The organism is Pseudoalteromonas sp. NZS100 (assembly GCF_015864815.1).
GTDB lineage: Bacteria > Pseudomonadota > Gammaproteobacteria > Enterobacterales > Alteromonadaceae > Pseudoalteromonas > Pseudoalteromonas distincta.
The window spans coordinates 19,011-29,494 of the sequence record NZ_JADYWM010000029.1; the positions used below are offsets into that span (position 1 = coordinate 19,011).

The following is a 10,484-nucleotide window of genomic DNA, read 5'->3' on the forward strand; positions in this document are numbered from 1 at the left end:
GCATGCAACTTAATTCCACTGAAATTTCAGATCTGATCAAACAACGTATTGAGAAGTTCGAAGTTGTAAGTGAAGCTCGTAACGAAGGTACTATTGTATCTGTTACTGACGGTATCATCCGCATCCACGGTCTTGCTGACTGTATGCAAGGTGAAATGATTGAGCTTCCTGGCAGCCGTTATGCTATCGCACTAAACCTTGAGCGCGACTCAATTGGTGCAGTAGTAATGGGTCCGTACGCTGACCTTACTGAAGGCGTAAAAGTATATACAACTGGTCGTATTTTAGAAGTTCCTGTTGGTCCTGGTCTACTTGGTCGTGTTGTAAACACACTAGGTGCTCCAATCGATGGTAAAGGCGCTTTAGATAACGACGGGTTTGAACCTGTAGAAAAAATTGCACCAGGTGTAATCGAGCGTAAGTCAGTAGATGAGCCAGTTCAAACTGGTTATAAATCTATCGATGCGATGATTCCAGTTGGTCGTGGTCAACGTGAACTTATCATCGGTGACCGTCAAACAGGTAAAACTGCACTAGCAATCGATGCAATCATCAATCAAAAAGACACAGGCGTTAAGTGTGTGTACGTTGCGATTGGTCAAAAAGCATCTACTATTGCAAACGTAGTTCGTAAATTAGAAGAGCATGGTGCACTAGCAAATACTATCGTAGTTGTTGCATCTGCTTCTGAATCTGCGGCACTTCAGTACTTAGCACCGTTCGCGGGCTGTACTATGGGTGAATACTTCCGTGACCGTGGTGAAAACGCATTAATCGTATATGATGATTTGTCTAAGCAAGCAGTTGCTTACCGTCAAATTTCATTACTACTTAAGCGTCCACCAGGCCGTGAAGCATACCCAGGTGACGTATTCTACCTTCACTCTCGTCTTTTAGAGCGTGCATCGCGTGTAAACGCAGATTACGTTGAAAAGTTCACTAATGGTGAAGTGAAAGGTAAAACTGGTTCATTGACGGCATTGCCAATCATTGAAACTCAAGGCGGCGACGTTTCTGCGTTCGTACCGACTAACGTTATCTCTATCACCGATGGTCAGATCTTCTTAGAAACTGACTTATTCAACTCAGGTATCCGTCCGGCAGTAAATGCTGGTATCTCGGTATCGCGTGTTGGTGGTGCTGCACAAACTAAAATCGTTAAGAAACTAGGTGGCGGTATTCGTCTAGCCCTAGCTCAGTACCGTGAATTAGCTGCGTTCTCGCAGTTCGCGTCTGACCTTGATGATGCAACTCGTGCTCAACTTGAGCATGGTGAGCGTGTAACAGAGCTAATGAAGCAGAAACAGTACGCGCCAATGTCTGTTGCTGAAATGTCTTTGTCGTTATTTGCTGCTGAAAAAGGCTTCCTTCAAGACATCGAGATTTCGAAAATCGGTGACTTTGAAGCAGCTTTACTTTCGTATGCAACTAGCACATACGCAGAGCTTGTGGCTCAAATCAATGAAACTGGTAACTTGAATGCCGAGATCGAAGCGCAGCTTAAAGAACTTCTTACGAAGTTCAAGTCTACGCAAACTTGGTAATTTAGTTATTAATGGTGCGCTTTAGGAAACTAAAGCACACCTTGATTCGGAGAGAGAGTCATGGCCAGCGGAAAAGAGATTAAAAGCAAGATCGGGAGTATTAAAAATACTCAAAAGATCACTAGCGCAATGGAAATGGTTGCTGCGTCTAAAATGAAAAGGGCGCAAGAACGCGTTGCTTCAAGCCGTCCATACGCTAATAAATTACGTGAAGTAATTGGTCGTGTTGCTCAAGCAAATCTTGATTTTACTCACCCGTTCTTAAAAGAACGTGAAGTGAAACGAGTTGGTTATATTGTTATCTCTACAGACCGTGGTCTGTGTGGCGGTTTAAACTCAAACGAGTTTAAGAAAGTTGCACTTGATGTTAAAGCGTGGAAAGAGAAAGGTGTTGATGCTGAATTTGCTACTTTAGGTAGTAAGGCAGCAGGCTTCTTTCAACGTTTTGGTGGTCAACTACTCGCTAAAAAAGCGGGCCTAGGAGATAAACCTTCAGTACAAGACGTTATTGGTCCTGTAAAAATTATGCTTGATGCATTTTCTGAAGGCAAAATAGACCGTTTATTCTTGGTATATAACAAATTCGTTAATACCATGAAGCAAGAGCCAATTATAGATCAGTTACTCCCTTTGCCAAAAGCTGAAGAAGAAGTATCTGCTCACACATGGGATTACTTATACGAGCCAAACCCAGAGGCTATTTTAGAGTCTTTGTTAGTACGCTTTATTGAGTCTCAAGCATACCAAGGTGTGGTAGAAAATGCTGCCTCAGAACAGGCTGCTCGTATGGTTGCAATGAAAGCTGCAACTGATAACGCAGGTGACCTTATGGACGAGCTACAGCTTGTTTATAACAAGGCTCGCCAAGCAGCAATCACACAAGAAATTAGTGAGATTTGTTCTGGCTCAGCAGCAGTTTAATGCTTCGGGTAAAGATTAACGAGAGGAATAGACATGAGTTTAGGTAAGGTCGTCCAAATTATCGGCGCCGTTGTGGATATTGAATTTCCACAAGATAGCGTGCCAGCGGTATACCACGCACTAAGAGTAACAGATGGCGATTTAGCTGGTTTGACTTTAGAAGTTCAACAACAGCTAGGTGGCGGTGTAGTGCGTACTATCGCTATGGGTACTACTGATGGTTTACGTCGTAGTGCTTTAGTTATGAATACAGGTGAATCGATTCAAGTTCCAGTTGGTAAAGCAACACTTGGTCGTATCATGAACGTACTTGGTGAGCCAATCGATGAAGCGGGTCCAATCGGCGAAGAAGACCGTATGTCTATTCACCGTGCAGCGCCTTCATACGAAGAGCAATCAAGTTCAGTTGAGCTTTTAGAAACTGGTATCAAGGTTATCGACCTTGTATGTCCGTTTGCTAAAGGTGGTAAAGTTGGTTTATTCGGTGGTGCCGGTGTTGGTAAAACTGTAAACATGATGGAACTTATCCGTAACATCGCAATCGAGCACAGCGGCTACTCAGTATTCGCAGGTGTTGGTGAGCGTACACGTGAGGGTAACGATTTCTACCATGAGATGAACGATTCAAACGTACTTGATAAAGTATCGCTTGTATACGGTCAGATGAACGAGCCTCCAGGTAACCGTTTACGCGTAGCGTTAACAGGCCTTACTATGGCTGAAAAGTTCCGTGATGAAGGTCGCGATGTGCTTTTCTTCGTAGATAATATCTACCGTTATACACTTGCTGGTACAGAAGTATCTGCACTTCTTGGTCGTATGCCATCAGCGGTAGGTTACCAGCCTACACTTGCTGAAGAAATGGGTGTGCTTCAAGAGCGTATCGCTTCAACTAAGACTGGTTCAATTACATCAATCCAAGCGGTATACGTACCTGCGGATGATTTAACAGATCCATCTCCAGCAACTACCTTTGCTCACTTAGACGCAACAGTAGTACTTTCACGTGATATCGCATCACTTGGTATCTACCCAGCGGTAGACCCACTTGATTCATCTTCACGTCAACTTGACCCACAAGTAATTGGTCAAGAGCACTACGATACAGCACGTGGCGTTCAAACAGTTCTTCAGCGTTACAAAGAACTTAAAGACATCATTGCAATCCTAGGTATGGACGAGCTTTCTGACGAAGATAAGCAACTTGTATCTCGTGCACGTAAAATCCAACGTTTCCTATCTCAGCCATTCTTCGTGGCAGAGGTGTTTACAGGCGCGTCAGGTAAATACGTATCACTGAAAGATACAATTGCTGGCTTCAAAGGCATTTTAAACGGCGAGTTTGATGAGCTTCCAGAGCAAGCGTTTTACATGGTTGGCTCTATCGAAGAAGCTCAAGAAAAAGCCAAAGGCATGTAACTAGGAGGGTAGTATGACAGCTATGACTGTACATCTTGACGTAGTAAGCGCAGAGCAGAGCTTGTTCTCTGGTCTTGTTGAATCGATTCAAGTATCTGGTAGTGAAGGCGAGCTGGGTGTAAACCTAGGTCATGCTCCACTACTAACTGCCCTTAAACCTGGTATGGTACGTTTAGTTAAGCAATATGGTCACGAAGATGTGTTATATGTTGCTGGCGGTACATTAGAAGTTCAACCAAATCACATCACGATTCTTGCAGATACTGCGGTTCGTGGTGAAGATTTAGATGAAGATTCTGTACAAAAAGCTAAACGTGAAGCTGAAGAACATATGGCGAATTCGTCAGCTGTTGAGTTTGATTATCAACAAGCGGCTACGCGACTGGCAGAAGCAGTTGCTCAGTTACGCGTAATTCAGCAATTACGTCACAAGTAAGCCTATCCGGTTTTGAAAAGCCCACTTTATGTGGGCTTTTTTGTGTCTGTAATTTAAACATGGTGTATCGCTTATTTATAATTGTTAAATAACAGGTCTATCAGACTATTATCTGTGCTTTATCACTTATATCCTTCACCAATCCTCGCTACAATAACGTCATCCAATTAAGTGTGTTTTTCAGTCAAGATTCAGTACGAATAAACTAACCTACTGAGTATCTGCACAAGAAGTGATTTACGTAATCTTCTGCACAAACATAATACTTATTTAGCTAAAACAACGGAAAAAGGAAATTGTTTTAATGGCTCTAACAACTGTTATTCTTGCTGCGGGTAAAGGTACTCGTATGCGCTCTGCTCTACCTAAAGTTTTGCACAATGTTGCAGGTAAACCAATGGTACAGCACGTTATTGATAATGCGATGGCATTAGGTGCAACGACTACAAACTTAGTTTACGGACACGGCGGCGATCTATTACAACAACAACTTGCCGATAACGATGTAAATTGGGTACTTCAAGCAGAACAACTCGGTACTGGCCACGCAGTAGCGCAAGCCAACTCTCATATTAACGATGAAGACACAGTATTGATTTTATACGGCGATGTACCGCTAACAAAACAATCAACTCTAGAGCGTTTATTAGCTGCAACACCTAAAAATGGTTTAGCGGTATTAACGGTAAATTTGGTAAACCCAAATGGCTATGGTCGCATGCTTCGTGTTGGTGGTAAGTTAGTCGGTATTGTTGAGCAAAAAGATGCAAGCTCAGAGCAGTTACTTATTAACGAAGTAAATACAGGCATTATGGCTGTTAACGGTAAGCTATTAAAAACATGGTTAGGTAACTTATCTAACAATAATGCACAAGGCGAGTACTACTTAACAGATATCGTTGCAATGGCTCACAGTGAAGGCGTAGAGATCACTTCAGCGCAACCAGATCATGCAATGGAAGTTGAAGGCGCAAATAACCGCGTACAACTTGCAGGCTTAGAGCGCGCTTACCAAGCATGGCAAGCAGAAGAGTTAATGTTAAATGGCGCAACACTTGCCGACCCTGCCCGTATAGATGTGCGTGGCAATGTTAAAACAGGCGAAGACGTATTAGTTGATATAAACGTTATCTTTGAAGGTAATGTGACCCTTGGTAACAATGTACAAATTGGCCCTAACTGTGTACTTAAAAACTGTACCATAGGCGATAACGTGGTAATAAAGGCGAATACCTTAATTGAAGATGCAAGCGTAGCTGCTAAATGTACGCTGGGCCCTTATGCTCGCCTTCGCCCTGGCGCTGTTATGGAAGAAGACTCACACATTGGTAACTTTGTTGAGATGAAAAAAACCCGTTTAGGCAAAGGCTCAAAAGCCAACCACTTAAGTTATTTAGGTGATGCTGAAATTGGAGAAAAAGTGAATATTGGCGCTGGTACTATTACCTGCAACTACGATGGTGTTAATAAATCAAAAACTATTATTGGCGATAATGCTTTTATTGGCTCTAATTCATCACTTGTTGCCCCAGTAAATATAGGTGCAACTGCAACAATTGGTGCAGGCTCTGTGATCACCAGTACCGTTGAAGATGACCAATTAGCAATAGCACGCTCTAAACAGCGTAATTTAACGGGTTGGAAACGCCCAGTTAAAAAATAACAATTAGAGGCTACTTAGGTAGCCTTTTTTATTTTAGTTGAAGTTTAAATTGCTCTTTATAGCGTCTAGATAGGTTTAGTACTTTACCTGTAGTTAATTTTATTTCACTGTCGCCACTGGATAGTGGTGTAATAGACTCCACTTTATCGAGTTTTACGCCATGGCTGCGGTGAATTCTACAAAACCCCTGCACTTCAAGTTGTTTGCTTAATGCTGTAAGCGTTGCCCTTAACGGATATATACGTGAGCCTATATGTAGGTTTACATAATTACCCGACGATTCAAGCCAATCAACATCCTCTATTTTTATAATGAATTCTTTTCCGAGCTTTTTAACTAATAGGCGGTTTATGGTCGATGTTGTTTGCTGCTCACTTTCTTCAATTGAAGAGGCTTCACCTAGTAACTGCTGCACCACATATTGATATACTTTGATAAGTACGATGAAAAACACAAAGCTTATAGCGTCTTTCTGGTATTCATAAATAAGCTCAAACCAGCTAAGTCCAAAGTTGTAAGACCCATCATTCAACAAATATATGAATTTACGAACCCCTACCATAATACCAACGTGTAACACGCTAAATATAATAGAGGCAGCAAAGTACATACCTAATGAGGCCGTAATATTTTGCCAATTAAAAGATAAGTGTCTTAAAAACCAAATTAAAATAGGGAATATAAGCAAAGTACTCAAGGCACTTGAATACTCCCAAACAAATGGCTCCCACATTAAAAAAGTTAAAGCCCCTTCTCTTTGGGCTTCCATTATTTGGGTTGTAGCGTTTACTGTATTATTAATTAATACGTAAGCACACAGTAATACTGATGCGTAAATGCTTTGAAAACGTTGAAAGTGCTGTAGGTTCATAAATGTATGCTTATTGCTGACGTGGCACGCTTATCCCTGTATACCACCTTTTATCACTATTGCTTGTAATATAAGCACTTGTAGATAGTTTTAGCGAGATCTTTAGGTATGAATAACGCATAAAATTCATAAAGTAATAAAAGCATGAGCACTCAAACACAACAACCTTCATTAGTTAATTCGCGTAAATATTATCTTGATTGGCTTAGGGTAATCGCATTTGCGTCGCTAATTTTTTATCACATTGGCATGTTGTATAGCGAAAACTGGGGATTTCATTTTAAAAGTAATTACACATCACAGTATGTTGAATATTTAATGTTGGTGTTTTCACCTTGGCGTATGTTGCTCATTTGGTTTATATCGGGTGTAGCACTGCGTTTTATGATTGATAAAATAAGTGGCTTTAAGTCTTGGTTACATTTCACTTTATACCGCTCTATTTTTTTACTATTACCCTTGCTGGTGGGTTTATGGTTAATAGTGCCTTTACAGCTGTTTGCAGAAATGTCGCAGCAAGGTGTTATTGATATTAGTTATTGGCAATTCTATTTAGCTTTTATAGAGACTAACAATACGCTTTTTGATAATTATCAGTCTGGAGTATGGCCGAATGTGGATGTAAATCACTTGTGGTATTTGCGCTCGTTGTGGCATTTTATGCTGATCATTATTGTTTTAACTCTTTTTGCACGCTTGCCCTTTATTGCGCCTTTAAAAACATTTGTTAAGGGGGGTGTGTCATTTGGGTTTTTAATTACCTTGCTCACTATTGCCACACTATTTACAAGCCATTACTTAACTGGCGATTCAATTAGAGAGACTAACGGCTTAATACTGCTACTCGCAGGATACATACTTGCTAAAAACACTTACTTTTGGAACAGCTTAAATAAAAACTTAGTATTACTAGCTTTGAGTTTTGCGGTTTTGTTTGTACTTATAATATTAAGTTATCAGAAGGTGTTTACTCTTCCTCACTTTATTTTAAGCGCTAGCTACAATATTCAACGTGTTGTAGGTGTATTTTTTGTACTTGCGCTCGCTCACCGATTTTTAAATTTTAATACTTACTATTTAAAACAGCTCAATGTATGGGTGTTTCCCTTTTATTTATTGCATCAAAGCATTTTGATTATTTTGTGTTTTTTACTACTGCCTTTAAGTTTAGGGCCTGTTGCTGAACCATTCATCATTATTACAGGGACTTGGTCTTTTTGCGGCGTTATTACATGGGGTATTACACGTATTGATGTACTTAGACCTTTGCTAGGGGTTGCAATTAAACGAGATTATTCCCCGACTGTAAAAATGCTTGGTTATACGGCCGCTTTAATTTTAATTACTCCGCTAGCGTATAAGCTAATTACTTAGGCTAAGAGGCTGTATTAAAACTGCCATAATCTTGTCATGCCTGTGTGTTGATATTTAGCAAATACAATACTAAGGAAAATCACATGTTTAAAAAATCAATTATTGCGCTGTCACTTATATCTGTTCTTACTGGTTGCTCACTTGATGGTGACGATGGCCAAAACGGCTCTCAAGGATTACAGGGAGAACAAGGCGCAAATGGCATTAATGGGATAAATGGTGTAAACGCTAATTCAGTATTAAATATTAGCCTCGTAGGAAGAGGAGTATTAAATGCACAAAGCCCAGAAGGTGCCGCTGAAATAGTTGCTTACCAAGCATCTAAAAAATGGATTTACGCTATTAACAGTTCAGGCGATGACGCTGTTATTAATATTTTACCCGCCGACACCTTTGATACTGCCGCACTCGTTAAAGATAACGAAGGGGTTATCAGCGCCACAAATTTAACGTCCGTTATTACGTTGTCTTTAAACGAGCATACCCAAGGCGATGCAAACAGCATTGCTATTGATGAAAACAATAATTTACTAGCGGTCGCAATGACTGCTAAAAGCACGGGTGATGCAGGTCAAATTGCTTTTTACGATATAAGCGGCGACTCACCTGTATTTATTAAAAACGTAACGGTCGGATTTTTACCAGACATGGTGACGTTCACCCATGATGGCGCAAAGGCAGTGGTTGCTAACGAAGGTGAACCAAGTGGCGACTACAGCGTAGATCCTGAAGGTTCTATTAGTATTATCGATATAACAAATAATGTAATAGCCGATACGGCAATAAATATTGATTTTAAAGCCTATAACAATAAACAAACGGAACTAGAAGGGCAAGGGGTCGTTTTTGCAAACCCAAATGGTCGTACTATTAACGGTAATCTAATAAATACTACAGTAGCTATGGATTTAGAACCCGAGTACGTTAGCATTTCTAAAGATAACAAATACGCTTATGTATCTATTCAAGAAAACAATGCACTTGCAATAGTTAACCTACAAGACAACAGCCTTGAGCTAAAGGGCTTAGGCTTTAAAGATTGGTCAAGCTTACAACTTGATGCCTCAGATAAAGATGGCGGCGTTAATTTTAAATCATACCCAGGGCTCTATGGTATGTACCAGCCCGATACTATCTCAAGCTTTAGTTGGAAAGGCGCTAACTTTATAGTCACTGCCAACGAAGGTGACGCAAGAGAATACTTTTTTGATACAACGGATGAAGCAGACTGTATAGCAAAGGGCGGACTTGATTACGATAAAGACGACGGCTGCTTAGCTTATATAGATGAGAGCCGCGTTGAAGACTTAACGCTTGCAGCTAATTTTGATTACTTAAATAACGACGATAACGATATTGGTCGCTTAAAAGTAACAACAATAAAAGGCGATACTAATAATGATGGTCAATACGAATCGCTTTATGCTTATGGTGCACGTTCGTTTACCATTTGGGACAGCAATGGGCTGGTGGTGTTTGATTCAGGCGATGATATAGGTCGTATTACTGCATCGGTTCATGGTGAAGCATTTAACAACAATGAAGATGAAAACAAAGGTGACTCACGCTCAGATGATAAAGGCGCAGAGCCAGAAGCGCTGACTATTGGTAAAATTGACGATCGTACATTTGCTTTTATAGGGCTTGAGCGTATGGGTGGGATTATGGTTTATGATATTACCAATCCATATAATGTGCAGTTTGAAGACTACTTCTATAATAGAGGCTTAATTAAAGACGCTAATATTACAGGCGATTTAGCGCCTGAAGGAATGGAATTTGTTCCAGCAGAGCAGAGTGCTACAGGAAACCCACTCTTAATCGTTGGAAATGAAATATCAGGCTCCATTGCCGTATGGGAAATAGCATCTAAATAAACCTTTAATTTAAAACAAAGCTGTGTGTTGTTTGTTTAACATACAGCTTAGTTTAAACCTTACTAATACCTCATCAATAGATACATATGTTGTGCGTGTTTTTTAAACTAAAAGTATCCTGTAGCCCTTTATTTGTATAGCTTTCATACTAAATTCATTTAATTGTCAAAAAGCTGAAATAAAACATTGACCCCCGCTCGAATCTCCCTATAATGCGACCCCACTGAGACGGGAAACGGCGAAGCATAGCAAGGCACGAACTACTCAGAGAGTTAAATAAAACTTCGGCTTTAAATCTTCTAAAAAGAAAGTTTAAAACAAAGTGTTGACTCGAAAAATAAAGGGTGTATTATTCGCATCCCTTGAGACGCTAAAGCGA

8 protein-coding genes are annotated in these 10,484 nt (G+C 40.4%); 7 read left to right on the forward strand and 1 reads right to left on the reverse strand.

Going from position 1 to position 10,484, the window contains the following annotated elements:
- Positions 1-2 precede the first annotated feature (2 nt).
- The 5 genes from atpA to glmU all read left to right on the forward strand — a co-directional run bounded on the left by atpA (position 3) and on the right by glmU (position 5,983).
- Entirely contained in the window at positions 3-1,544 is a 1,542-nt protein-coding gene (atpA, locus tag I6E69_RS19425) for a F0F1 ATP synthase subunit alpha (RefSeq protein ID WP_024597177.1), read from the forward strand.
- Positions 1,545-1,604: 60 nt separating this feature from the next.
- Positions 1,605-2,465, forward strand: a complete 861-nt coding sequence (atpG, locus tag I6E69_RS19430; protein WP_024597176.1) for a F0F1 ATP synthase subunit gamma — start codon at positions 1,605-1,607, stop codon at positions 2,463-2,465.
- Between the two features lie 33 nt (positions 2,466-2,498).
- Positions 2,499-3,884: a F0F1 ATP synthase subunit beta gene (gene atpD, locus I6E69_RS19435; protein ID WP_004335274.1), complete on the forward strand. Its 1,386-nt coding sequence runs from the start codon at positions 2,499-2,501 to the stop codon at positions 3,882-3,884.
- A gap of 13 nt (positions 3,885-3,897) precedes the next feature.
- Complete coding sequence (locus I6E69_RS19440; protein ID WP_004335277.1) at positions 3,898-4,320, forward strand: F0F1 ATP synthase subunit epsilon; 423 nt, start codon at positions 3,898-3,900, stop codon at positions 4,318-4,320.
- Positions 4,321-4,624: 304 nt separating this feature from the next.
- Positions 4,625-5,983, forward strand: a complete 1,359-nt coding sequence (glmU, locus tag I6E69_RS19445; protein ID WP_002962912.1) for a bifunctional UDP-N-acetylglucosamine diphosphorylase/glucosamine-1-phosphate N-acetyltransferase GlmU — start codon at positions 4,625-4,627, stop codon at positions 5,981-5,983.
- 28 nt (positions 5,984-6,011) lie between these two features.
- Here the strand turns inward: glmU and I6E69_RS19450 are convergent, their stop codons facing one another.
- Complete coding sequence (locus I6E69_RS19450; protein ID WP_002962911.1) at positions 6,012-6,854, reverse strand: LytTR family DNA-binding domain-containing protein; 843 nt, start codon at positions 6,852-6,854, stop codon at positions 6,012-6,014.
- A gap of 144 nt (positions 6,855-6,998) precedes the next feature.
- On the opposite strand from I6E69_RS19450, the gene I6E69_RS19455 reads away from it, so the two are divergent.
- Together I6E69_RS19455 and I6E69_RS19460 are read left to right on the forward strand one after the other, a co-directional pair.
- On the forward strand, positions 6,999-8,228 hold the full coding sequence (locus I6E69_RS19455) for an acyltransferase family protein (protein ID WP_197122016.1): 1,230 nt from the start codon (positions 6,999-7,001) through the stop codon (positions 8,226-8,228).
- Between the two features lie 83 nt (positions 8,229-8,311).
- Entirely contained in the window at positions 8,312-10,105 is a 1,794-nt protein-coding gene (locus tag I6E69_RS19460; protein WP_197122019.1) for a choice-of-anchor I family protein, read from the forward strand.
- Positions 10,106-10,484 lie beyond the last annotated feature (379 nt).

Coding starts and splice junctions, on each gene's coding strand:
- atpA (WP_024597177.1), top strand. CDS start 3: ATGCAACTTAATTCCACTGAAATTTCAGATCTGATCAAACAACGTATT.
- atpG (WP_024597176.1), top strand. CDS start 1,605: ATGGCCAGCGGAAAAGAGATTAAAAGCAAGATCGGGAGTATTAAAAAT.
- atpD (WP_004335274.1), top strand. CDS start 2,499: ATGAGTTTAGGTAAGGTCGTCCAAATTATCGGCGCCGTTGTGGATATT.
- I6E69_RS19440 (WP_004335277.1), top strand. CDS start 3,898: ATGACAGCTATGACTGTACATCTTGACGTAGTAAGCGCAGAGCAGAGC.
- glmU (WP_002962912.1), top strand. CDS start 4,625: ATGGCTCTAACAACTGTTATTCTTGCTGCGGGTAAAGGTACTCGTATG.
- I6E69_RS19450 (WP_002962911.1), bottom strand. CDS start 6,854: ATGAACCTACAGCACTTTCAACGTTTTCAAAGCATTTACGCATCAGTA.
- I6E69_RS19455 (WP_197122016.1), top strand. CDS start 6,999: ATGAGCACTCAAACACAACAACCTTCATTAGTTAATTCGCGTAAATAT.
- I6E69_RS19460 (WP_197122019.1), top strand. CDS start 8,312: ATGTTTAAAAAATCAATTATTGCGCTGTCACTTATATCTGTTCTTACT.